20 protein-coding genes are annotated in these 23,959 nt (G+C 61.5%); 11 read left to right on the top strand and 9 right to left on the bottom strand.

All coding sequences use genetic code 11. From position 1 onward, the window contains the following. Positions 1-49: 49 nt before the first annotated feature. Positions 50-2,236, bottom strand: a complete 2,187-nt coding sequence (locus tag BLU39_RS18670; RefSeq protein ID WP_254789009.1) for a TonB-dependent receptor plug domain-containing protein — start codon at positions 2,234-2,236, stop codon at positions 50-52. A gap of 285 nt (positions 2,237-2,521) precedes the next feature. Here BLU39_RS18670 and asd point away from each other — a divergent pair, with 285 nt between their 5' ends. Continuing rightward, entirely contained in the window at positions 2,522-3,370 is an 849-nt protein-coding gene (asd, locus tag BLU39_RS18675; RefSeq protein ID WP_092715631.1) for an archaetidylserine decarboxylase, read from the top strand. 16 nt (positions 3,371-3,386) lie between these two features. On the opposite strand, the gene BLU39_RS18680 is transcribed toward asd, so the two are convergent. Further along, positions 3,387-4,292, bottom strand: coding sequence for a LysR family transcriptional regulator (locus tag BLU39_RS18680; RefSeq protein ID WP_092715633.1), 906 nt, complete (start codon positions 4,290-4,292; stop codon positions 3,387-3,389). A gap of 115 nt (positions 4,293-4,407) precedes the next feature. Between BLU39_RS18680 and BLU39_RS18685 the strand changes: the two genes are divergently transcribed. The 3 genes from BLU39_RS18685 to BLU39_RS18695 all read left to right on the top strand — a co-directional run bounded on the left by BLU39_RS18685 (position 4,408) and on the right by BLU39_RS18695 (position 7,008). Continuing rightward, complete coding sequence (locus BLU39_RS18685) at positions 4,408-5,007, top strand: FMN-dependent NADH-azoreductase (RefSeq protein ID WP_092715635.1); 600 nt, start codon at positions 4,408-4,410, stop codon at positions 5,005-5,007. 57 nt (positions 5,008-5,064) lie between these two features. Then, a complete protein-coding gene (locus tag BLU39_RS18690) occupies positions 5,065-5,940 on the top strand; it encodes a pirin family protein (protein WP_092715637.1) in 876 nt (291 codons plus the stop codon). A 117-nt stretch (positions 5,941-6,057) separates the two neighbouring features. After that, entirely contained in the window at positions 6,058-7,008 is a 951-nt protein-coding gene (locus BLU39_RS18695; RefSeq protein ID WP_092715639.1) for a cation diffusion facilitator family transporter, read from the top strand. A 75-nt stretch (positions 7,009-7,083) separates the two neighbouring features. Here the strand turns inward: BLU39_RS18695 and BLU39_RS18700 are convergent, their stop codons facing one another. Genes BLU39_RS18700 through BLU39_RS18710 form a run of 3 tightly spaced genes read right to left on the bottom strand, consistent with a single transcriptional unit; the run spans position 7,084 to position 10,656 of the window. Continuing rightward, a complete protein-coding gene (locus BLU39_RS18700) occupies positions 7,084-9,336 on the bottom strand; it encodes a RelA/SpoT family protein (protein ID WP_092715641.1) in 2,253 nt (750 codons plus the stop codon). A 40-nt stretch (positions 9,337-9,376) separates the two neighbouring features. Then, the gene (locus tag BLU39_RS18705) at positions 9,377-9,727 is read right to left on the bottom strand and encodes a RidA family protein (protein ID WP_092715643.1); all 351 of its coding nucleotides are present in this window, start codon (positions 9,725-9,727) and stop codon (positions 9,377-9,379) included. 47 nt (positions 9,728-9,774) lie between these two features. Then, positions 9,775-10,656 (bottom strand): alpha/beta fold hydrolase, encoded by an 882-nt coding sequence (locus tag BLU39_RS18710; protein WP_092715645.1) that lies wholly within the window; start codon positions 10,654-10,656, stop codon positions 9,775-9,777. 259 nt (positions 10,657-10,915) lie between these two features. Here BLU39_RS18710 and BLU39_RS18715 point away from each other — a divergent pair, with 259 nt between their 5' ends. Further along, positions 10,916-12,253 (top strand): dicarboxylate/amino acid:cation symporter, encoded by a 1,338-nt coding sequence (locus tag BLU39_RS18715; protein ID WP_254789010.1) that lies wholly within the window; start codon positions 10,916-10,918, stop codon positions 12,251-12,253. A gap of 236 nt (positions 12,254-12,489) precedes the next feature. Further along, complete coding sequence (locus BLU39_RS18720) at positions 12,490-12,900, top strand: DoxX family protein (protein ID WP_092715649.1); 411 nt, start codon at positions 12,490-12,492, stop codon at positions 12,898-12,900. A 51-nt stretch (positions 12,901-12,951) separates the two neighbouring features. Here the strand turns inward: BLU39_RS18720 and BLU39_RS18725 are convergent, their stop codons facing one another. Together BLU39_RS18725 and BLU39_RS18730 are read right to left on the bottom strand one after the other, a co-directional pair. Further along, entirely contained in the window at positions 12,952-13,602 is a 651-nt protein-coding gene (locus tag BLU39_RS18725) for a CoA transferase subunit B (RefSeq protein ID WP_092715651.1), read from the bottom strand. 21 nt (positions 13,603-13,623) lie between these two features. After that, a complete protein-coding gene (locus tag BLU39_RS18730) occupies positions 13,624-14,322 on the bottom strand; it encodes a CoA transferase subunit A (protein ID WP_092715653.1) in 699 nt (232 codons plus the stop codon). Positions 14,323-14,469: 147 nt separating this feature from the next. Here BLU39_RS18730 and BLU39_RS18735 point away from each other — a divergent pair, with 147 nt between their 5' ends. Further along, the gene (locus BLU39_RS18735; RefSeq protein ID WP_034752350.1) at positions 14,470-15,036 is read left to right on the top strand and encodes a PAS and helix-turn-helix domain-containing protein; all 567 of its coding nucleotides are present in this window, start codon (positions 14,470-14,472) and stop codon (positions 15,034-15,036) included. Here the strand turns inward: BLU39_RS18735 and BLU39_RS18740 are convergent. After that, positions 15,033-15,809 carry an SDR family oxidoreductase gene (locus BLU39_RS18740; protein WP_034752351.1) on the bottom strand — a complete coding sequence of 259 codons (777 nt, stop codon included), beginning with the start codon at positions 15,807-15,809 and terminating at the stop codon, positions 15,033-15,035. The genes BLU39_RS18735 and BLU39_RS18740 overlap by 4 nt on opposite strands. 251 nt (positions 15,810-16,060) lie before the next feature. On the opposite strand from BLU39_RS18740, the gene BLU39_RS18745 reads away from it, so the two are divergent. Then, on the top strand, positions 16,061-17,737 hold the full coding sequence (locus BLU39_RS18745; protein WP_175539358.1) for an electron transfer flavoprotein-ubiquinone oxidoreductase: 1,677 nt from the start codon (positions 16,061-16,063) through the stop codon (positions 17,735-17,737). A 56-nt stretch (positions 17,738-17,793) separates the two neighbouring features. On the opposite strand, the gene BLU39_RS18750 is transcribed toward BLU39_RS18745, so the two are convergent. Continuing rightward, the gene (locus BLU39_RS18750) at positions 17,794-18,456 is read right to left on the bottom strand and encodes an acetyltransferase (RefSeq protein ID WP_092715657.1); all 663 of its coding nucleotides are present in this window, start codon (positions 18,454-18,456) and stop codon (positions 17,794-17,796) included. A 273-nt stretch (positions 18,457-18,729) separates the two neighbouring features. Between BLU39_RS18750 and BLU39_RS18755 the strand changes: the two genes are divergently transcribed. From BLU39_RS18755 to BLU39_RS18765, 3 genes are read left to right on the top strand one after another with little or no spacing between them, the layout of a single operon-like run. Continuing rightward, complete coding sequence (locus BLU39_RS18755) at positions 18,730-21,939, top strand: tetratricopeptide repeat protein (protein ID WP_092715659.1); 3,210 nt, start codon at positions 18,730-18,732, stop codon at positions 21,937-21,939. Further along, positions 21,936-23,090 carry a DegT/DnrJ/EryC1/StrS family aminotransferase gene (locus BLU39_RS18760; RefSeq protein ID WP_092715661.1) on the top strand — a complete coding sequence of 385 codons (1,155 nt, stop codon included), beginning with the start codon at positions 21,936-21,938 and terminating at the stop codon, positions 23,088-23,090. Before BLU39_RS18755 ends, BLU39_RS18760 begins: the two co-directional genes overlap by 4 nt. Beyond that, the gene (locus BLU39_RS18765) at positions 23,090-23,818 is read left to right on the top strand and encodes an LbetaH domain-containing protein (RefSeq protein WP_092715663.1); all 729 of its coding nucleotides are present in this window, start codon (positions 23,090-23,092) and stop codon (positions 23,816-23,818) included. The genes BLU39_RS18760 and BLU39_RS18765 overlap by 1 nt, the downstream gene beginning before the upstream one ends. Positions 23,819-23,959 lie beyond the last annotated feature (141 nt).

A 23,959-nucleotide genomic window follows, 5' to 3' on the forward strand; every position in this document is an offset into this window, starting at 1 on the left:
TAGGCCAGCGGGGATGCCGGCCGGGGTTTTCAGTATAGAAACAGCGCGCTCAGAACTTCATTTCCAGGGTCGCGCGCGCCTGCGGCGAACTCGGCGAAATACTGTTACGGGCTATCGTGCCGCTGGCGTCCGCATACGCGGTGGTGCTTTCGAAGTCTTGCGCCAACAAGTTCGACACGGCCAGACGCAGCTGGTTCTTCGCATCGAATTTCCACAGCGCATAAATGTCGACGTCGCGCCGCGGCGAGGTGTAGGCGCTCTGGCGCTCCGTGATGCGCACGGGGCCGCCATTGCGGAAGTTGAAGCTGCCGCCCGTCGTCAGCACGCCGTCCGGCGTCTTGTAGTCGAGACCGAAGTTGCCGCTGACGGGGGTTTGCTGGTCGAGGCGGTTGTCCGGCCCCGGCACGCGTTCGACTTGCGACCAGTTGCGGCTGATGCTGGCGCGCAAGTCGATGGCGGGCACGGGCGCGGCCATCACGGCGCGCAGCGGGAACTTCGCTTCAAGTTCCAATGTCTGAGTATTGGCGCGGCCATCGTTGACGGGCGTCGATACCCAGCGGTCATTGATGAACAGCAGCCCCTGGCGCGTGTAGCCATCGATACGGCGGGCCGAGGCGCGCGCGCTAAGCAAGGCGCCTTCGGCCCAGTAGTGCTCGTACGAGGCGTCGATGCCCAGCGCCAGCTCCGGTTTCAGGTAGGGATTGCCTTCGCGGTCAGGGTCCGTCTGGCTATTGTTGGTCGAGGTATTGCGGCGCGGAATCAGGCTCGCCGTGGGCTGCGCCTTGTAGGTGCGCGTCAGGGCCAAACGTACCTGGTCGCCCTTGGTATCGGGCAGCTTCCACAGCGTTTGCAGCAACGGGCTCCACACGCTGGTGCGCTGATTCACTTCGTCATAGGTATCGCCCGCGCTGCGCGTATCGATGCCTTCCCAGCGCACGCCCGCATACATGGACCAGCGCGGCGTGATTTCCCAGTCGTCCTGCACGTACAGGGCCAGGCGCTTGATGGTGGCGTCGAAACCCTCGTCGCTGTTGACGGGCGGGCGCGCGCCCAAGGCTGCCAGGGCCGCTTCGCGCTGCCGGCGCGTTTCGTCGCGCTCCGTGTAGGCGCCATCCCAGCCCATCGACAAGGCATGGCCGGGCAGCAAGGGTGAAGAATATTTACCCGTCGAACTGACGCCGTTTTCCGTCGCCTTCACGCCCACCTTGCGCTCGAGCGCCAGGCCGCTGCCGTCGACAAAACCTTGCTGCAGGCTGTCGGACGTATTGCGGGCGGCCGAGGCGCCAATTTTCAGTTCCAGTCTGGCGCCGCCGGCCAGCTTGTGCATCCACGTCAGGTCGCTGCGGCCGAAGGCGTTGTGGTTGCTCGAGCTACCCGTGTTGGTGTCGTAGTCGGGACGCAAGCCCTGCTGCGTTTCCGCGCGGCTGAAGTTGCGGTGGTTCGAGCGCCCGCCATTGAAGAAGAATTGCGCCGTCACGTTGTCGCCATTGGCCAGCACCCAGTTCAGGCGTGGCGACAGGTTGATGCCTTCCGGGCGGCCGTCGCCCGTGCCGTTCGTGCGGCGCAGCAGGTTTTGCCGGCCATCGGGGGCGTAGCCCAGTTCCAGGCCGGGATTGTCGTAATGGTAGTCGTAGCGGAACAGCGAGCCGGCCATCGAGTATGAGAAATTGCCGTCGCGGTCGGAAAGCTGCACGTTGACGCTGGGCGAAAAGCTCACGTCACTGCCCTGCACGCCCAGCTTGAGCTCGCGCTGCGCCGTCTTCACGGCCTTTTTCAGCACCACGTTGATGGTGCCGGCGATCGACTGCGTGCTGTACTCGGCGCTGGCCGCATGCAGAATTTCGATGCGTTCGATCACGTCGGGCGACAGGGTGTCGAGCGAGAAACCGGCCGGCGCCCGCTCGCCGTTGAGCAGGATCTGCGTGTAGCCGCTGCCCAGGCCCCGCATGCGGATTTCGCCGCCCGAGCGTCCGGCCGCGCCGGAGACGGTAATGCCGGGCAAGCGCTTGAGCACGTCGGTGACGTTCGAGTCGCCGTACTTGAGTATCTCTTCGCTGCTGACCACCATCTTGCTGGCCGTATCGTCGCGGCGCGGATCATAGCCGCTGCCCTTGACTTCCACGGTTTGCATGGCGGGCGCAGCGGGCTTGTCAGCCTTCAGCGGCGCAGCGGTGGAAGCGGCGACGTCGGCTGGCGCTTCGGCTTGCCGGGCCTGGACATTCCAGGCAAGTAACACGGCGGAACAAATAACGGTAAGGCGGAGGCAACGGCGTGGCATCATGACCTGGCTGAAAAAAGTTGGCTGAATAAAAATGGCTAAAAGCTAAAAAACAGGCCGCCGTATTGTGCTGCAATTTTTATCGGGTAGCGCAGTTTCCCGAAAATATTTCTTATGGCAAATTAAATTCGGCGGCGAAGCGTGATACGCCCCCTTGCATACGGCGCATATCATTGCGCGCCACATCGCCGCTATAATGCGTTTTCACCATTGTTCCCATCACCCCGTCAAAGGCTTCCCATCGTGTCTGACCGTCTTGCCGTCCTGCCTCAATATCTGCTACCCAAAGGAGCACTGACCAACTTTGCCGGCCGCATCGCGGGCGCCAAGGGCGGCGCCATGACGACGCGGCTGATCCGCTGGTTCGTCGGCCGCTACAACGTCAACATGGATGAGGCGTTGGACCCGGACATCACGCACTACACGAGCTTCAACGACTTTTTCACGCGCGCGCTGCGCCCCGACGCCCGCCCGCTGGCCAAGGCCGACTACATCTGCCCCGTCGATGGCCGCATCAGCCAGTTCGGCACGATCGACAAGGACCAGATCTTCCAGGCCAAGGGCCACAACTTCAGCACCACGGCCCTGGTCGGCGGCGATGCGGCCCTGGCGGCCAAGTTCGAGCATGGCAGCTTCGCCAACCTGTACCTGAGCCCACGCGACTACCACCGCATCCACATGCCGTGCGACGGCCGTTTGACGCGCATGATTTATGTGCCCGGCGAACTGTTTTCCGTCAACCCGACGACGGCGCGCGGCATTCCCGGCCTGTTCGCCCGCAACGAGCGCGTCGTCTGCGTGTTCGACACGGCCAACGGCCCCTTCGTCATGACCCTGGTCGGCGCCACCATCGTCGGCAGCATGGCCACCGTCTGGCACGGCGTCGTCAATCCGCCGCGCACGGGCCAGGTGCGCGACTGGAGCTATGCGAACGACAATGTCGTGCTGAAACAGGGCGAAGAACTGGGCCGCTTCCTGCTCGGCTCCACCGTCGTCATGCTGTTCCCGAAAGACACCGTGCAATTCAACGCCAGCTGGCAACCGGCCGGCCCCGTGCAGCTGGGCGAAGTCATGGGCAACCTGCCCAAGTAAGGCATCCGGATGCGCGCTACACGGGCGCGTCCGTCTTGTACATCTCTTCCATCAAGTCCAGGAATGCCCGCGTCTTGGCCGGCATCAAGCGCCGGCCGGGAAACACGGCCCAGCCCGTAACCAGCGGAAAACTCCACTCCGGCAGCACGCGCACCAATTCCCCCGTCGCCACATAGGCCATGGCAAAGCGGTCCGTGCTGGCCGCGATGCCCACGCCCGTACACGCCATGCGCACCAGCAATTCCGGAGAATTGGCCAGCAGGCGCACGGGCAGATCGCGCTCCCACGTCGTCTTGCCGCGGATCAAAGTCCAGTGCACGAGGCCATGCACGGCGCGGGGCAAGCTGAGCAGATCATGGCCGTACAGATCGTCGGGATGCTCGGGCAAGCCGTGCACGCTCGTGTATTGCGGCGAGGCGTACAGGGCGAGCGTACTGAAGGCCACGCGGCGCGCGGACAGGCTGGCATCGTCGGGCAAATTGCCCATGCGGATGGCCAGGTCGAAATTTTCTTCCAGCAAATCCACGCGGCGCGCCGACAAGTCCAGTTCCAGCGAAATGGCCGGATAACGGCGCACGAACTCGGCCAGCACCTGGCGCATCAGGGTGTCGCCGAAATCGGCCGGCATGGAAATGCGCAGCAAGCCGCTGGGTCCGGCCTGGCGGTGCTGCGCCAGGGCGCCGGCCGCCTCCGTTTCCTCGACCACCTTGCGCGCATGCTCGAGCAGGCTGGCACCAAACTCCGTCAGCGCCAGCTTGCGCGTGGTACGCAGCAGCAATCGTTCGCCCAGTTTCGCTTCCAGCAGCGAGATACGGCGCGACAGGGTCGACTTGGGCAAGTCCACGCGCACGGCGGCGCGACTGAAACTGCCGCATTCGACGACGCGGGCGAACAGCAGCAGATCTCCGGGATCGATATCCATACAACCTCATTGTTCCATTGGTGGGTTAATGTTATCCATTTTAACGGCTTCCGCATCAATTTTGGAATTGCTATAGTTCATCCATCGCAAGACACCTCACAACGGAGAAAACAAGATGAACATCCTGCAAATCAATTCCAGCGCCCGCAGCACCGGTTCCGCCTCGACCCGCCTGGCCGACGCCATCGTCGCCCGCGTACAAGCCGCCAACCCTGAAGCAAATCTGACGCGCCGCGACCTGGCTGCCGCACCGCACCCCGTGCTCGACGAGCCGACCCTGCAAGCGCTGTTTACGCCAGCGGACAAACGCACGCCGGAACAAGCGGCCCGTATCGCCCTGGACGACGCGCTGATTGCGCAAGTGCAAGCGGCCGACGTGATCGTCATCGGCGCGCCGATGTACAACTTCGGCATCACCGTGCAACTGAAAAGCTGGTTCGACGCGATTGCCCGCGCCAACGTCACCTTCAAGTACACGGAAAACGGCCCAGTTGGCCTCTTGACGGGCAAGAAAGTCTACGTGGGCCTGTCCCGCGGCGGCTTGCACCGCGACAGCGCCAACGACAGCCAGGTGCCTTACCTGAACACCATGTTCGGCTTCCTGGGCATGACCGACGTGCAATACGTGTATTCGGAAGGCATGGGCATGGGTCCGGAAGCCGTGGCCAAGGCGCAAGCCCTGGCGGACGCCGAGATCAACGCCATTCTGGTGTAATTCCCAGCAGTGAAAGGGGCGGCGCACTGGCGCCGTCCTGGCCTAGAGGAGAAAGCAATGAGCGACATCACTACCGTCAACAAGCCACGCGCCGTCGAGCGCGTGATCGCCGGCCAGGCCGTCATGGATGGCGCCGGCGTGAAGATCAACCGCGTGCTGACGCAGCAGCTGCAGCGCCGTCTCGACCCGTTTTTGATGCTCGACAATTTCGCCAGCGACAAGCCGAACGACTATATCGCCGGCTTCCCCGAGCATCCGCACCGCGGTTTCGAAACCGTGTCGTACATGATCACGGGACGCATGCGCCACAAGGACAGCGCGGGCAACGAAGGCTTGCTGACGTCGGGCGGCGTGCAATGGATGACGGCCGGCAGCGGCGTGATCCACTCGGAAATGCCGGAGCAGGAAGAAGGCGTGATGGAAGGTTTTCAACTGTGGCTGAACCTGCCCGCGCGCGACAAGATGCGCACTCCGTGGTACCGCGATTTCACGAGCAGCGACATCCCCCGCTACACGACGGACGCGGGTGTGGCCGTGCAAGTGATCGCCGGCGAGAGCCATGGCGTGACGGGCGCCGTGCAGCGCGAGCTGACGGAACCGCTGTACCTCGATATCAACTTGCCGGCCGGCACCAGCTTCGAGCAGCCATTGCCGCCAGGCCATAACGCCTTCCTCTACACCTTCCGTGGCGAAGTGCAGGTCGACGGCAAGGCCGTGCCCGCCCTGCGCATGGCGATCTTCAGCAACACGCCGGGCAGCGACGGCGTGCGTATCGAGGCGCCCGAAGGCGGACGCGTCATCCTTGTCGCGGGCCAGCCCTTGAACGAACCGATCGCGCAGTATGGCCCGTTCGTCATGAATACCCAGGCGGAAGTTTTCCAGGCCGTACAGGATTTCCGCGAAGGCAAGTTCGGCGAGACGGCGGCACAGTAAAATTATTTGCTCCAGGTAAAACCTGCAGTGCCTCGCGGCCTGCAGGTTTTTTTACGCGTCGACTATTTTGTTGCTTTTCAATTACACTGACGGCAAGATCATTCAACAAAGCATTCCATGCAGCCGACGCATACCGAACACGACGCCACCCATTTGCACGCCCACCTGAAAGGCGACGCCAAGCACACCCACTCGTTCGAGGGACGCAGCCAGAGCATCCTCGCGTGGGCGCTGGGCCTGACCCTGTCATTTGCCGGCATCGAGGTGGCGGCCGGCTTCCTGTCCAATTCGCTGGCCCTGATTTCCGACGCGGGCCACATGGTCACGGACGCGGCCGCGCTGGGACTGGCCCTGCTGGCGCAGCTGATCGCCCGCCGTCCTCCCTCGCCGCGCCACTCGTTCGGCTTTGGCCGCGCCGAGGCGCTGGCCGCCTTCGTCAACGGCCTGGCCATGCTGTGCGTGGTGGGCTGGATCTGCTACGAAGCCGTGCTGCGCTTTTCCGCTCCGCAACCGGTCAAGGGAGGTATGGTCTTCATCGTCGCCTTCATCGGCCTGGCCATCAACGTGGTAGTGGCGTGGGTATTATCGAAAGACAAGCAAAGCGTCAACACGCGCGCCGCCCTCGTGCACGTGATGGGCGACCTGCTCGGCTCGGTCGCCGCCATCATCGCAGGCGCCGTCATTTACTTCACGGGCTGGATGCAGATCGACCCGCTGCTGTCCGTGCTCGTGTCGCTGCTGATTTTAAAGTCGACGTTTGGCGTGCTGCGCGAGTCCTACCATTTCCTGATGGAAGGCGTACCGATGCACATCGACTACATCGAGGTGGGCACGGACGTGGAACAAGTGGACGGCGTGATTGCCGTGCACGACCTGCACGTGTGGGACATGTCGCCCGGCCAGCCGGCCCTGATCGGTCACGTGGAAATCGAGCACCTCGACCACTGGCCGAAGGTCTTGCGGGCGATCAAGAAAATGTTACTGAGTAAGCATGGTATCGATCATATTACCTTGCAGCCGGAGACGGCGGCGATGGCGGGGTTGCATGCGGGTGACAAGACGCATTAATTGAACCCAACGGCAAATACCGGGGTCAGACCCTAAGGGTCTGACCCCAGCCTCTGCACTTGGGGTTCAACAAGTCTAACTGCGTCTTGCCTCAAGTACCCCGCTCACATCCTTGATCACATTCAGCGCCTTCAACAACTGCGCCGTCGAGCTGATCTCGGCCGTAAAGGTCATGCGGGCCTGGCCCTTGGCGCTTTGGGTATTGACGCCGATGACGTTGATCTTTTCGCGCGAAAAGATTTCGGAGATGTCGCGCAGCAAACCCTGGCGGTCGCCGGCCAGGATGAAGATGTCGACCGGGTACACAGTGTCGTGCCCGCCCGTGCTGCCCCATTCCGTGAAGATCACGCGCTCGGGCGCCTTGGCGCGCATTTCCTCGAAATTCTTGCAGGTGGCGCGGTGGATGGAAACGCCCTTGCCACGCGTGACGAAACCGACGATGCTGTCCGGCGGCGCCGGCTTGCAGCACTTGGCCAAGACCGTCATCAAGCCTTCCGTCCCCACCACCAGCACGCCGGACTTGGCGCCCTGCTCCACGCTGGACGCGCGGCTTTTGCCGACCAGCACGGCGTCTTCCGGCACCACCACTTCGCCATTGTCGTGCAGGGCCTGCTCCACGTGGCGCAGGCTGAATTCATCCTTGCCTACCGACAGGAACAGCTCGTCGACTTTCGCAAAGCCCAGCTTTTGCGCCAAGGCTTCCAGGTTGACGGCCGTCTTGCCTTCGCGCTGCAAGGACTTTTCCACCAGCGCGCGGCCGTGGGCGAGGGTTTCCTGCATGTCAATGGCGTGGAACCAGGCGCGGATTTTCGAGCGCGTGCGCGTGCTGACGGCGTAGCCGGCGCTGAGCCAGTCGCGCGACGGTCCGGCCGTGCCCGGCGCGCCCTTGGCCGTGATGATTTCGCAGGTCTGGCCGTTTTTCAATTGCGTATTCAGGGGCACCATGATGCCGTCGACCTTGGCGCCGCGGCAGCGGTGGCCCACGTCCGTGTGCAGGTGGTAGGCAAAATCGACTGGCGTGGCGCCCACGGGCAATTCCAGCACGCGCGCCTGCGGCGTCATGACGAAGATGCGGTCGTCCAGGGTGGCCGATTTGAGCTTTTCCACCCATTCGCGCTGGATTTCTTCCTGGCCCACGACGGCGTCGGCCACCTCGGTTTTCCAGGCCAGCAGCTGGCGCAGCCAGGCGATCTTTTCGTCGTATTTTTGGCCGGCAAAATTCGAGCCGCCCTCTTCCTTGTAGCGCCAGTGCGCGGCCACGCCGTATTCGGCAAAGCTGTGCATTTCATTCGTGCGGATTTGCACTTCCAGCGGCCGGCCATCCTCGGCCGTCACCACCGTGTGCAGCGACTGGTAACCGTTCGGTTTCGGCCGCGAAATGTAATCGTCGAATTCTTTCGGGATGGGGGTCCAGATATTGTGGACCACGCCCAGCACCGTGTAGCAGGTTTTCACGTCAGCAACGATGACGCGGAAGGCGCGCACGTCGTACAGGGCCGTAAAGTCCAGCTCCTTGCCGCGCATCTTGTTCCAGATGCTGTAAATGTGTTTCGGGCGGCCAAACACTTCCGCCTGGATACCGGCCGACGCCAGCTCCGTCTGCAGGCGCAAAATCGCCGAGGCAACGAAACCCTCGCGCATCATGCGCTTTTCTTCCAGCATCTTGGCGATGCGTTTATACGCTTCCGGCTCGATGAAGCGGAACGACAAGTCTTCCAGTTCCCACTTCAGCTGCCAGATACCGAGGCGGTTGGCCAGCGGTGCGTACAGGTCCAGGGTTTCCTTGCCGTACTCGTAGGTCATGTCGTTGTACAGCTTCAAGTCGGCGAAGTAGCGCAAGGTCGTCACGCAGGACGCCAGGCGCACCAGCACGACACGCATGTCGGACGCCATCGCCAGCAGCATCTTGCGCAAGGTTTCCACCTGGGCCACGGCTTGCTGCGCCGCATTCTTGCCCCGTCCGGCCGTGCCGCCATGCTGCGCCTGGGTCAGCGCGCGCAGGCGGATCAGCTGGCGCACGCCTGTTGCCAGGTCGCACACCTGCTTGCCGAAGCGCGGTTCGATGTCGGCCGCCGTGTCCGGTTCCAGCAGGGTCAGCTCGAACATCAGGCCGGCAATGCGCGTTTCCGCATCGCTGCGCAGGAAGGCCAGGGTGGTGGCCACGCCGATGGCGAACTCCAGCGCGGAGCGGCCCGCGAAGGTCTGCTTGTCGCCATACGCTTCGGTGGCATACGCGAGCGCATCCAGCACGCGCGCGCTGTCCGGCGCACTCAAGCCCTCTACCAGTTGTTCCGATGTGGCGCTATTCGGGGCCGAGATGGAAACCATGTATTACCTTATAAACTGAATGACTGAACAGCGTGATAACTTAACGTTCTGCAGCGATGATGACGATTTCAACCAGGCATGCCGGATTGGCCAGTTTCGCTTCCACCGTGGCGCGCGGCGGCGTGTGGCCCGAGGCGACCCAGTCATCCCACACTTCATTCATGCCGGCAAAGTCTTTCATGTCGGCGATGTAGATCTGGCACGACAGGATGCAAGTCTTGTCGCTGCCCGCTTCCATCAGCAGACGGTCGACGTGGCCCAGCACTTCGCGCGTCTGGCCGACGATGCCTTGCGTCGTGTCTTCCGCGATCTGGCCAGCCAGGTAGATGGTGCTGTTGTGTATAGCTACTTCGGAGAGGCGTTTGCCTACGTGCAGTCGTGTAATTTCCATGCTTCTTCTTTCGGTTGTTTCAAAATCTGTACAGCGTATTACTTGTGTTACTTGCCCAGCAAAAACTTGCGGGCGATGGCGATCTGGTCGTCGTGGACGAAAGTGGGCGCGTGGCCCACGCCGGCGATTTCCACCAGTTCCGCTTTCGGGCCGCGGCCCAGCATCAGCGTGGCCGTCGCGTGCGACAGCAGATCGGATTCCGACCCGCGCACCAGCAAAGTGGGGCAGCGCACGGCATCGTACGCGGCCCACAGCATGGCTTCGTCGCTGGCCGCCGATTCCGGCGTGGCCGAGCGGAACGGCATGGCCAGCCCCATATCATAGTGGCGGCGCCAACGGCCATCCTTGTCTTGCCGCAACACATCGACCGCCAGTTTATGCCATTCCGCATCCGTATGCGGGCCGAAGCTGGCGGACACGTCGCGCACAAACTTGGCGCCCTGCTCGAACGTTTCGAAACGCAAGTCCTGGCCGATGTAGTCGCCGATGCGCTGCAAGGCTTCGGGCGCCAGGGTCGGGCCGATATCGTTCAGGACCAGCTTGCTGATCGGGCTGTGCGGCAACGAAGCCAGGCCCAGGCCGATCAAGCCGCCCATCGAGGTGCCGAACCAGTCCACCGTCTGGCGCTCGCCATTGGCCAGCACGCGCGCCAGCAAGGTCACCATGTCGCTCACATATTGCGGCACGCGGTAGAACTGGGGATTGGCCAGCCAGCCCGAGCGCCCGCGCCCCACCACGTCGGGGCAGATCACGCGGTAATCGCTGGCCATGGCGCGCGCCAGGTTGTCGAAGTCGTCCGCCACGCGCGTGACGCCATGGGCGCAGACGAGCACGTTCGGATTATCGGCAGCGCCCCACTCCTTGTAGGACATGGTATGCAAGCCTGCGGGGGAAATGCACTGCACGGATTTGATGCTCGCTTCGATCATGCCATTCCTTATAACACCGGAGCTACGGTTTTGCCCGGCGTCGTTATTTGGTAGTAAAAAACAAAGAAACCGGCGATTTGCCGGCTGCCTCGCGCGCGACGCTACGGCAGTGTAGCGCAGCGCGGGCAATGCTCCAAGCGCGCGGCTGAAATGCTGCGCCGCAGCACATTACTGGCACGCCCGCCATGGCGCAATACCCGATATAGCGAAAATGCATATCTGCGGTTATCCACAATTGAGCCGGCCCGGCAATGGGCGGATGATCGCAGCATCAACCCGCAAGAGGAGACCACTCGTGAAAAAACCATTCTATAAAATCCTGTACGTACAGGTGCTGTTCGCCATCGTCGCCGGCGTGCTGCTGGGGGTGTTCTACCCTTCGAACGCCGTCGACATGAAACCGCTGGGCGACGGCTTTATCAAACTGATCAAGATGATCATCGCCCCGGTGATTTTCTGTACCGTGGTCTCCGGCATCGCGGGCATGCAGGACGTCAAGAAAATCGGCCGAGTGGGCGGCAAGGCGCTGCTGTACTTCGAAGTGGTCTCCACCTTCGCGCTGGCCATCGGCTTGCTGGTTGCTAACATCCTCAAACCGGGCGCCGGCTTCAACGCCGATCCGGCCCACCTGGACGCCAAGTCGATCGCGCAATACACGCATGCCGAAGGCCTGTCGACCATCGACTTCCTGATGAACATCATCCCGAAAACCTTCGTCGACGCCTTCGCCAAGGGCGACATCCTGCAAGTACTGCTGATCGCCATCCTGTTCGGCTTTTCGCTGTCCCTGCTGGGCGAGCGCGGCCGTCCCGTCACCAAGCTGATCGACGAGCTGTCGCATGCCATCTTCGGCATGGTCAACATCATCATGAAAGTCGCTCCCGTCGGCGCGTTCGGCGCGATGGCCTTTACCATCGGTAAATACGGCCTGGCATCGCTGATCCCGCTGGCCAAGCTGATGGGCTCGTTCTACCTGACCTGCTTCCTGTTCGTCTTCGTCGTGCTGGGCGCCATCGCCAAGTACACGGGCTTCTCCATCGGCCGCTTCTTGCTGTACATCAAGGAAGAACTGCTGATCGTGCTGGGCACGAGCTCGTCGGAATCGGCCCTGCCGGCCCTGATGAAGAAACTCGAGCGCTTGGGCTGCTCCAAGCCAGTCGTCGGCCTGGTCGTGCCTACCGGCTACTCGTTCAACCTGGACGGCACCAACATCTACATGACCATGGCTGCCCTGTTCGTTGCGCAAGCAACGAATACCGACCTGACCATCTGGCAGGAGCTGACCATCCTGGGTGTGGCGATGCTGACCTCGAAAGGCGCGTCCGGCATCACGGGCGCCGGCTTCATCACGCTGGCCGCGACCCTGGCCGTGGTGCCGACGATCCCCGTGGCCGGCATGGCGCTGATCCTGGGCATCGACCGCTTCATGAGCGAATGCCGCGCGCTGACCAATTTCGTCGGCAACGGCGTGGCCACCATCGTCGTGTCGAAATGGGAAAAGGAACTGGACATGGACAAGCTGCACAGCGAGCTGGCCCATCCGACCCACCCGACGGAAGACGCCTACGTTGCACCAAGCGTCAATATCGTCAAATAAGCCCTACTCTTTCCATTGGAAGCCCCGCAGAGCGATCCGCAGGGCTTTTTTTATTGTGCGCGGGCCATATCGCATCATCAACACACAGTAAATCATGCATCAATATTTATCACGATGATCAATGAATGAAAAACCATTACAGTACTGCTTACTTTTCGCCGCCAGGCTCCCGCATAATGACATTGCGTTAATGCAAGCCTGACACCGAACCATCTTCACTTTTGAATGGAGCACTCATGTCCCTCTCGCCCGCCTTTTACGCCACCTGGAGCCCACGCCTGCTGGGCCTGCTGCGCATCATCCTCGGCTTTCTCTTCCTGCAACACGGCACGGCCAAGCTGTTCGGCGCGCCGCACGTGGCCATGTTCGACGGCCTGCAACTGTTTTCCGTGATGGGCGCGGCCGGCATCATCGAGCTGGTGGGCGGCACCTTGCTGCTGGTCGGCCTGTTCACCCGCCCCGTCGCCTTCGTCCTGTCGGGCCAGATGGCGGCCGCCTATTTCATGGCGCACGCGCCAGCCGGTTTTTTGCCCATCCTGAACGGCGGCGAAATGGCCGTCATGTATTGCTTCACCTTCCTGTACTTCGCGGTAGCGGGCGCCGGCGCCTACAGCCTGGACGCATTGCGCGGCAAGGCGAGCGCATAAAAAAAGGGCGGACATCGCTGTCCGCCCCGCTTCACTAGCAATATCCGTTGCTTACACGGCGGAAACGTCCAGTTCCGCGCCCGTGGCCGCCTGCACCTGCTCCTTGGTCACGCCCGGCGCCAGTTCCACCAGCTTCAAGCCGTTTTCCGTCACGTCGATCACGCCCAGGTCGCTGATGATGACGTCGACCACGCCCACGCCCGTCAGCGGCAAGTCGCACTGTTTCAACAGCTTGTGCGACGTCGTGCCATCCTTGGCCGTGGCCACGTGTTCCATCAGCACGACAACGCGCTTGACGCCGGCGACGAGGTCCATCGCGCCGCCCATGCCCTTGACCATCTTGCCTGGGATCATCCAGTTCGCCAGGTCGCCCTTTTCCGACACTTGCATGGCGCCCAGGATGGCCAGGTTGATCTTGCCACCACGAATCATGCCAAACGAATCAGCCGAGCTGAAGTAGGCGGCGCCGGGCAAGGCCGTCACCGTCTGCTTGCCGGCGTTGATCAGGTCGGCGTCGACTTCATCTTCCGTGGGGAACGGGCCGATGCCCAATAACCCGTTTTCCGACTGCAGGAATACTTCGATGTTCTCCGGCACATAGTTCGCCACCAGGGTCGGCAAGCCGATGCCCAGGTTCACATAAAAGCCATCCTGCAATTCTTTCGCCGCGCGCGCGGCCATCTCATCTCTAGTCCAAGCCATTATCGTCTCCCAATCTTGTATTTAATCGGCGCGCACGGTGCGCTGCTCGATGCGTTTTTCCGGATTCGCATTGACCACGATGCGGTGCACGAAGATGCTCGGCGTGTGGACCTGGTCCGGGTCGATCTCGCCCACTTCCACCAGTTTTTCCACTTCGACGATGGTGATCTTGCCGGCCATGGCCACGTTCGGATTGAAATTGCGCGCCGTCTTGCGATAGACCAAATTGCCCGCGCGGTCGGCCATGTAGGCTTTGACCAGCGCCACATCGGCCACGAGGCTGCGTTCCATCACATATTGCTCGCCATCGAATTCGCGGATTTCCTTACCATCGGCAACGATGGTGCCCACGCCCGTCTTGGTGAAGAAGGCAGGAATGCCGGCGCCGCCGGCGCGCAGTTTCTCGGCCAGGGTGCCTTGCGGCGTGAATTCCAGTTCCAGTTCGCCAGCCAGGTACTGGCGCGCGAATTCCTTGTTTTCACCCACGTAGGAAGCGATCATTTTCTTGATCTGGCGCGTGGTGAGCAACTGGCCCAGGCCGAAGCCGTCCACGCCTGCATTGTTGGAAATGGCCGTCAGGCCCGTCACGCCCGAATCGCGCAAGGCGCCGATCAGGGCTTCGGGGATGCCGCACAGGCCGAAGCCGCCGACGGCGATGGTCTGGCCATCTTGGACGATACCGGCCAGCGCCGAGGCGGCGTCAGGATAAACTTTATTCATGGGTGTCCCTCTATCTTTTGTTAAGCTTAGGTCTTGAGTCCATGACTCAGGCAGCGACTCAGCATAAAATACGCGAGTGGAAAGTACAATACCGTAGAACTACCGGCGCCGTGCCGGCAATCCCCCTGTGAGAGTGATACGTATCAGATGAACGCCGCGTCAGCCATCGATTATGAAAGCATCTTCCTGCACGCGCCCGTGGGCATGTGCATGTCGGAAAACCGTATCATGCGCAGCTGCAACGAAGCGCTGGCGGCCATGTTCGGCTATGCGCGCGCCCAGCTCGACGACCAGTCCTTCGAAGTACTCTACCCCACGCACGACGAATTCCTGCGCACCGGTGACCGCATCATCCCCATCATGAACGCCAGGGGACGCTATTCGGACGAGCGCATCATGCGCCGCAGTAATGGTGAATTGTTCTGGTGCCACGTCACGGGCCACGCCATGCTGCCGCAGGAACCGCTGGGGCCGGGCATCTGGACGTTCGAGGATGTCAGCGAGAAACGTCCCGTGACGGCCGAGCTGACGCCGCGCGAGCGCGAAATCGCCGCCCTGCTAGTGGAAGGCAAGACCAGCAAGGTCATCGCCCGCCAGATCGACCTCAGCCCCCGCACGGTGGAAATGCACCGCGCCAAGCTGATGCGCAAGTTCGCCGCATCGACATCGTCGGAGCTCGTGCACAAGCTGGTGGGGCTGCAGCTGCAGCGCTAGAAGGTACTCATGCCACCGTCTGCGGAGATGATGGCGCCGTTGATGAAATGCGAATCCTCGCCCGCCAGCAGCAACAGCAGGCCGTCGAGGTCTTCCGGCTTGCCCGGACGTTTATTCGGCAGCATTTCGATCAGCTTCTTGCCCTGCTCGGTGGCAAAGTAATCTTCATTGATTTCCGTGGAAATATAGCCGGGGCAGATGGCGTTCGTGTTGATGCCGTACTTGCCCCACTCCACGGCCATGGCGCGCGTCATGTGCACCATGCCCGCCTTGCTCATGCAATACACGCCGATCTGCGGCAGCACCTGCAAGCCCGCCATCGAGGCGATATTGATGATGCGGTGCTGTTTTTTCGGGTCGCCCTTGGCGCGCGCGATCATGCGCTTGGCCGTTTGCTGGGCCACGAAGAACGATCCGCGCAGATTGGTGTCCATCACGAACGAGTAATCTTCGGGCGTGACGTCGACCAGGCGTTGCGTGGTAGAGACACCGGAATTGTTGACGAGGATATCGATGGGGCCCGCTTCTGTTTCCGCATGCGCGATGGCCGACTTGATGCTGGCGAAGTCGGTCACGTCGAGCGACACCACGTGCGCGGCGCCGCCATCGGCTTCGATTTCGGCCCGCAATTCCTTCAGGCGTTCGGTGCGGCGCGACGCCAGCACGACCTGCGCGCCGGCCTGTGCCAGCACTTTCGCAAAGCGCGCGCCGAGGCCGCTCGATGCGCCGGTAATCAGGGCAATCTTGCCCTCGAAATTGACTTCTATGCCCACGAGCTACTCCTGTTTTATTTTAGATAACACTTTACGCCGTGCCACTGGCACAGGGGCAAAATACCCTGCGCCACGCTTGAGCCAAGGTAAACGCCATCATTACACAAAATGGCCGGATTTAGATTGCGGCGAGGGGCAATGTCACGCAAAATGGCGCCAAAGTTGCAATCCTCGCCAAAAACAAGCACACTCGTGCTTAAATTTATTCGAAGATTCATCCCCCACCCATTTAGTGACTAACAATCGAGACCATGACACAGCCTAATAACTTAGTTGAACAGTACGGACCGCGCGAGACCATGGAGTATGACGTGGTCATCGTGGGCGGCGGCCCCGCAGGCCTGGCGGCCGCGATCCGCCTGAAGCAGCTGGCCGCTGAAAAGAGCCAGGAAGTGTCCGTCTGCGTGCTGGAAAAAGGCGGCGAACTGGGTGCGCACATCCTGTCGGGCGCCATCATGGACCCGAAAGCGCTCACGGAACTGATCCCGAACTGGAAAGAACTGGGCGCGCCCCTGAACACGGAAGTGACGGAAGACCGCATCCTGTTCCTGACCGAAACGAAGGCGTATAAAACCCCAGGCTTCGCCGTGCCGGCCTGCTTTGAAAACCATGGCAACTACATCGTCTCGCTGGGCAATGTGGTGCGCTGGATGGGCCAGCAGGCGGAAAACCTGGGCGTGGAAATCTTCCCGGGCTTCCCTGCCGCGGAAATCCTCTATAACGACGACGGCTCCGTGAAAGGCGTGGCGACCGGCAACATGGGCGTCAAGCGCGACGGCGAACCGGGTCCCGACTTCCAGCTGGGCATGGAATTGCACGCCAAGTACACCCTGTTCGCCGAAGGCGCGCGCGGCCACCTGGGCAAGCAATTGATGGCCAAGTATGACTTGAACGCCGGCAAGGACCCGCAATCGTACGGCATCGGCATCAAGGAATTGTGGGAAATCGACCCGGCCCAGCACAAGCCGGGCCTGGTGATCCACTCGAGCGGCTGGCCGCTGGACACGAAAACCTATGGCGGCTCCTTCCTGTACCACTTGGAAAACAACCAGGTGATGGTCGGCTACGTGGTTGGGCTGAACTACGAAAACCCCTACCTGTCGCCGTACGAGGAATTCCAGCGCTATAAGACGCATCCGGAAATCCGCAAGTTCTTCGAAGGCGGCAAGCGCATCTCGTACGGCGCGCGCGCGATCGCGGCCGGCGGCCTGCAATCGTTGCCGAAACTGGTGTTTGCCGGCGGCGCGCTGATCGGCTGCGATGCGGGCTTTTTGAACATGAGCCGCATCAAGGGCAGCCACGCGGCCATCAAGAGCGGCATGCTGGCGGCGGACGCGGCCTTCGGCGCGCTGGGCGAACAGCGCCAGCACGACGAACTGACGAGCTACCCTGTCGCCTTCGAACAATCCTGGCTGCATGAAGAACTGCACGTGGCGCGCAACGTCAAGCCATGGCTGTCGAAAGGCCTGTACCTGGGCAGCCTGATGACGGGCATCGACCAGCTGATCTTCCGCGGCAAGGCGCCGTGGACCCTGCACCACTCGCACGGCGACCACGAATGCCTGAAACCGGCGGCACAGTCGAAACCCATCGTGTATCCGAAACCCGATGGCAAGCTGACCTTCGACAAGATGTCGTCCGTGTTCATCTCGAACACGAACCACGCGGAAGACCAGCCCATCCACCTGACGTTAAAGAACGCCAGCGTGCCCGTCGACGTCAACCTGGCCACGTATGCGGGTCCGGAAGCGCGTTACTGTCCCGCCGGCGTGTACGAGTTCGTGAAGAACGACGACGGCGCCGAACGCCTGCAGATCAATGCGCAGAACTGCGTGCACTGCAAGACCTGCGACATCAAGGACCCGACGCAGAACATCGTGTGGGTCACGCCGGAAGGCGGCGGCGGGCCGAACTATCCGAATATGTAATCCCGTTTGGGGGCATGCCGCAGCGGTAGCGCTGCTCCGCAGCGGCGGCCATCCCCTTACAGATACTTGTCGCTGGCCACCCGGCTGCGTATCGTTTTTGCCGGCGTACCATAACTGACGCACAGGTCGGCCACGGGCCGTGTCACGACGGCACCGGCACCGACCACGCAGTGACTGCCTATGCGCACGCGCTGCAGCAGCAAGGCGCCCATCCCCAGGGCGCTGCACGTGCCGATGAAGCAGCCGCCGCCCGTCGCGGCAGCAGGCGCCAAGCTGGAAAATGCTTCCATCACGGAATCGTGATCGAGCGAGGCACGCGTATTGACGATACAACCGTGCCCGACCTCGCTGCCGGGATTGATCACCGCCCCCGCCATCACCACGCTGCCCGCCCCGATGCGCACGGTCCTGGCGACACTTGCCTGCGGATGCACGGCGCTGACGAATGGCAGTTGCGGGCACAGCGCCGCCACGCGGGCTGTCACGCTTGCCCGCACGAAGTTGTCGCCGATGGCTACAAGTACCCCGCCCACGGCCAGCTGTTCCACCAAGGCCGGCAGATCGGACTCGGCGCCCAGGACGCGATAACCCGAGGTTTCCTCGCCCACAGTCCGGAACGCATCGATCAAGCCGGCGATACGAAAGAGCCCCTGCCGTTCGACGACGTCGATGACGACCTTCGCGTGGCCGGATGAGCCAATGATTAAAATGTTTTGCATATCTGATCTGAAAAGTGAACGATACCGGGCAGCGGCCATCCCGCAAGGACGGCGCCAATCCCAGGCATCATACCAGCAGCCCGGCGCTAGATATCCCGTCCAGCCGGCGGCAAGGTTTTTAAAACAGCCACTTTTCCCCACGCTTTGACCTGCCAGCAACACCAAGTTTGCATTGCGACAGCATTCCTGGATAAATTCCACCTGGAAAGTTTCTCAGAAGCACTTCCACCAGTTACAATTCCCTCTGCTAAATACTTCAACTTCCGCCCGCCCATGAACGCAAACGCCCTTCCCGCAGTGCCCCTCGACGCCGAATTGCAGCAGGCAATCACCGAACACCAGGCTGGCCGTTATGCCGAGGCGGAAGCGCTTTACCTGGCGATTTTGCAGGCGCAGCCGTATCACGCCATCGCCAACCACAACATGGGTTTATTGGCGGGACAGGTGGGGCAATACCAGGCGGGCTTGCCATACCTGCACAAGGCGCTGTCGGTCAATCCCGATGAAGGCCAGTTCTGGCTGTCGTATGCGGATGGCTTGCTCAAGGCGGGCGAACGCGAACAGGCGCTGGAGATCGTCACGGCGGCCATCGCGCGCGGTCTCGACAACGAACAGTCGCAAAACTTGCGCAGCCGTATCGAGACGGCCATCGCCAGCACGCCAACAGCGCAGGAAACCCACCACGTCATTGAGCTGTATCAGGCCGGCCACCATGCGGAACTCGAAGCGGCCAGCCGCGCCCTGACGCAGCGCTATCCCGATTCCGATTTTGCCTGGAGCGTGCTGGGCACCGCCTTGCAATTACAGGGCAAGGATGCCTTCGAGGCACTGCAAAAAACCGTGCAATTGGCGCCAAACGATGCCGAAGCGCATGGCAACCTGGGCACGGCATGGCAAGAACGGGGCATGTACGACCAGGCAATCGACAGCTATTCCCGCGCACTGGAATTGAATCCGGACTTTGTCGAGGCGCACGGCAACCTGGCGGCGGCACTGCAGGCGCAAGGCAAGCTGGAACAGGCCGAACAGGCATACAGGCGAGCCCTGGCGCTGCGTCCCGATTACGCCAAAGGCCATTTCAATCTCGGCAATACACTGCAAGCCATGCAGCGCAGCGCGGAAGCCATCGCCTGCTATCAAAGCGCGCTGGCCCTGCTGCCGGGCGACGCGGAAATTTATCTGAATCTGGGCAACGCGCAGCTAGACCTGAAGCAATGGCAAGCGGCCATTGTCAGCTACCGCGCCGTGCTGCAGCTGGCGCCCCACACCACGGCGGCGCATGCCAACTTGGCTGCGGCGCTGCATGAGGCCCAGGACTACGCGGGCGCCGTGGCCAGCTACCGGCGCGCCATCGAATTGCATCCCGACGACGCCAGGCTGCACAACAACCTGGCACGCGCCCTCCAGTCGCTGGGCCAGGCGGAGCAAGCCATCGCCGCCTACGAACAGGCAATCGCGCTCGATGGCGATTTCACCCAGGCGCTGAGCAATCTGGGATTGCTTCAATGCAAACAGAAGAATTACACGGCAGCCATCGAGTACTGCGCCAGAGTGCAGCGCCTGCAGCCGGACGATGCGCAAGCATGCGGCCAGCTCGCGATCGCCTACGGCGCCGCCGAAGACCGCGACAATGCCCTCAAGTATTTCCAGCAAGCCATCGACCTGGCCCCGGACAATGCCGCGAACCACAGGCAGCTGGCCGATTACTACAGCACCATCAAGCGCTATCCCCTGGCCGTGGAGGCATACCGCCGCACCCTCGAAATCGATTCCAGCGACAGCGAAACGCATAACCACCTGGGCGTTGCCCTGCAAGAGCTGGAACAATACGATGCTGCCACTGTGGCCTATGAGCGCGCGCTCGAACTGGAACCGAAAAACATCTCGGCGCTGTGCAACCTGGGCTCGACGCGGCAAGCGCAGAAGCAGCTGGAACACGCAAAGCAGACTTATCTGGCCGCACTCGCTATCGATCCGGCATTTGAGCGCGCGCACTTCGCACTCGGCAATTGCTACGTACTCATGAACGAGCCCCTGCTGGCGCTGGAGTGCTATCACAAGACGGTGGAAATCAATCCCGACTATCGCGACGCCTACGTCAACATCAGCGCCACGTTCAGCAATATCGGCAGGATAGAAGAAGCGATCGAAGCCTGCCGCAAGGGCCTGGCCGTCTGCCCGCTGTGGGAAACCCTGTTCAGCAACTACCTGTTCCTGTTGTCGCATAGCACCGACATCAATCCCAAGCAACTCTTTGCGGAGCATCAACGCTTCAGCGCCACCTTTGAAACGCATATCGCGCAAGGACATGCGGGGCACAGCAACATCCGCGACCCGCTGCGCACCTTGAAAGTCGGCTTTGTATCGGGCGACCTGCACAACCATCCGGTGCCGCACTTCCTCATTCCGATACTGGAAAATATCGCCGATGGCGCAAAGTTGTCACTGTATGCCTACCACAACAATCCGCAAAACGACGATATCACGGAACGCCTGCGGGAAGTCATTCCCCACTGGCGCCAGGTAGAGCACCTGTCCGATCCGGACCTGGGCCAGATGATACGCGACGATGGCATCGACATCCTGATCGATTTGTCCGGCCACACGGGCAAGAATCGGCTGCTCATGTTTGCCGCCAGGCCCGCCCCTGTCCAGGCAAGCTGGATCGGCTATCCCCTCACGACAGGGCTGCAATCGATCGATTACTATCTGGGCGATAAGTTCTTTACGCCACCGGATGCATTGGGCGACCAGTTCTCCGAGAAACTGTTGCTGCTCCCCGCCTGCGTGCCATTCCTGCCTTCCAAGGTGGCACCCAGCATTCAGCCCGCACCCATATTGACAAACGGCTACATCACGTTTGGCAGCTTCAACCGCACCAATAAAATCAATCGCCAGGTCATCGCGCGCTGGGCCCGGGTGCTGCGCGCCATCCCCGATGCCAAAATGATCGTGGCGGCCATGCCGAAATCGGAAGCGCCGCCGCAACTGGCGGCCTGGTTTGCGGAAGAAGGCATTGCACCGGAGCGCCTGACCTTCGAAGGACGCACAGGCATGGCCCAATTCATGGCCATCCATCACCGCATCGACATCTGCCTCGATGCCTTCCCGTATTGCGGCAGCACGACGACCCTGCATGCGCTGTGGATGGGCGTGCCCACGCTCACGACGGCCGGCCCGACCATGCCTAGCCGCGCAGGCAACATGATCATGCGCCAGGTCGAACTCGATGACTTCATCGCTACCGACGAAGACGATCTCGTGCGCAAGAGCGTGGCCATGGCAGCCAACCCCATGTTGCTGGGCGCCTACCGCTTCAGCATGCGGCACCGCCTGGAACGCTCCGTCCTGGGCAAACCCAAGCTGATCACGGAAGGTTTGGAAAACGGCTTGCGCATCGTCTGGCAGCGCTGGTGCGAAGGCTTGCCGCCCGTCTCATTCGAAGCACCCGTGGCCGTGCCCAACCCGCCGATCGGATTATGATGAGCGCTCAAAAAAACAAACCAGTCTATGTGACCCAGCCGCTGCTGCCGCCGCTGGAAGATTTCCTGCCGTACCTGGAGACGATCTGGAACAACAAGATCCTGACCAATGGCGGCCCGTTTCACCAGCAACTGGAACAGGCGCTGTGCGACTACCTGGGCGTGAAACACATCTGCCTGTTCGCCAATGGCACCTTGGCCTTGATGACGGCCCTGCAGGCGCTGCGCATCAATGGCGAAGTGATCACGACGCCGTATTCGTTTGTCGCCACCGCCCATTCGCTGCTGTGGAACAACATCAAGCCCGTCTTTGCCGACATCGAGCCGCACAGCCTGAACCTCGACCCGGGCAAAATCGAGGCGGCCATCACGCCGCAGACCACCGCCATCATGCCCGTGCATTGCTATGGCCGGCCATGCGACATCGAAGCCATCGAGAAAATTGCCGACAACTACAACCTGAAGGTGATCTACGATGCGGCGCATGCGTTCGGCGTGCGCCATCGGGGCGGCAGCGTGCTCAATCACGGCGACCTTTCCGTGATCAGCTTTCATGCCACCAAGATCTTCAACACCTTCGAAGGCGGCGCCATCGTCTGTCCCGACGCCAAGACCAAGCAACGCATCGACCATCTGAAAAACTTCGGCTTCGTCGATGAAGTCACGGTCGTGGCCGCCGGCATCAATGGCAAGATGAGCGAGATCAATGCCGCCTTCGGCTTGCTGCAACTCAAGGGCATCGACGGCGCGCGCCAGAAACGCAAGGCGATCGATGCCCATTACCGCCAGCAGCTGGCCGGCATCAATGGCATTACCTGCGTGCAGCAAGGGGATGCCGAAGCCGCCAACAATGCGTATTTTCCCATCCTGGTCGGCCCAGGCTACCCGCTGTCGCGCGACGCCCTGTTCCAGCTGCTGCGCGACCAGGATATCTATGCGCGCCGCTATTTTTACCCGCTCATCAGCGACTTCCCCATGTACCGCGGCATGCCGTCCGCGGCGCACGCCAACCTGCCCGTGGCGCGGCTGGCGTCATCGCAAGTGATCTGCCTGCCCATCTACCCGGATCTGGAGATGGCAACCGTGGACACCATTATCGCCATGATCGCCGCCCCAGCGCTGCAACAAGAATTGATACGGAACATCGCCTGATGCATATTTCCACCGAAACCAATTTCTCTGGCGTGGCGGAGAACCATGCCTGGTCGGCGCAATTCACGGTACTAAGCTACGCGGATGGCGCCATCAGCACCCTGCCCCATCAATTTTTCCGCGACTGGCTGGACCAGGAACCGGAAAACGGCCACTTCTACATCGGGCGCGCTTCCTGTTTCGGCGTCGGCTCGCTCGTGAAATATGACAGCGGACAGCAAAGCCTGTGCGTGGGACGTTATGTGGCCGGAGGCTCGCGCCTGAGTTTCATCCTCAATGGCCAGCACGAGATGCGCACGATCTCGACGTACATGCTGTCGATCCTCGGCGGCGGATTGAAAAATGCGCATCCGCCACAGTATGCCGACACGGTGATCAAGAACGACGTGTGGATCGGCGACGAAGTGATGGTACTGGGCGGCAGCGTGATCGAAAACGGCTGCATCATCGGCGCCCGCTCGCTGCTGCCTCCAAATTTCCGTTCGGAACCCTATGGCATTTATGCGGGCTCGCCGGCGCGCCTGATCCGTTACCGCTTCACGGAAAAAGTCCGTGCCGCGCTGCTGGAGCTGGCATGGTGGGAAATGCCGCTGGAATGGGTACGCAACAATAACGCCATGTTTCTGGAAGATTTGTGCGCCGACGAAGTGAAGGCCTTGCTGGTCATCGACATCCTGAAAAGCAGCCGCAGACAATGGGAAGCGGAACATGGCGGCGTGGCGGACTGAACTAGCTTGCCACTCAGACAAAAAATAAATTTCCACACGGCATTTAATAAAGCAAAAGGAATGGTCGTCTTGTACAGGTAGGAGCAGATAAACCGTCGCTCCTCACCGTAACCACCCAATTAGGAATGACACCATGCTGAG

The organism is Janthinobacterium sp. OK676 (assembly GCF_900103595.1).
GTDB lineage: Bacteria > Pseudomonadota > Gammaproteobacteria > Burkholderiales > Burkholderiaceae_D > Janthinobacterium.